At 58.4% G+C, this 459-nt stretch carries 1 protein-coding gene; it reads left to right on the top strand.

The genetic code is table 11. The features are described from left to right. Positions 1 to 392 (top strand): LysR substrate-binding domain-containing protein (locus ACTHUR_RS20385; RefSeq protein ID WP_440400610.1); only part of this gene is annotated, 392 nt, incomplete at its 5' end. Between the last annotated feature and the right edge of the window lie 67 nt (positions 393 to 459).

Genomic DNA, 459 nt, shown 5'->3' with positions numbered 1-459 from the left:
ACCCGCTCGTCGTCCTTATGCCGCGCGCCCAAGCCCGCCACGCCGCCCTCAGCCTCAAAAGCCTGCAACACGAACCGTTTATCCTCTTCGGCTCAGGGTTTTCCCTCAACGAAACCATCCAAACCGCCTGCCGCAGCCAAGGCTTCACCCCCAACGTCGTCTGCCGCACCGGACAATGGGACCTGCTCGCCGACATGGTGGCGCACCATATGGGCATCGCCCTTCTGCCCGAATACTACGCTCGCAAAATCAATCCCGACACCTTCGCCGCCGTCCCGCTGACCGAACCCGAAATCCGCTGGCAACTGACCATGGCATGGAAAAAACACCAGCGTCCCACCCCCGCGCTCAGGGCTTGGCTGGACATCGTCAGGGAAGAGTTCAGGAAATAGAAAAAGGTCGTCTGAAAACTTTTCAGACGACCTCATCGGGAAAATCTACGGAACAAAAAGATAAGGC

It is taken from the genome of Neisseria sp. P0021.S007 (assembly GCF_051956855.1).
This window is presented reverse-complemented; position numbering and strand designations above follow the sequence as displayed.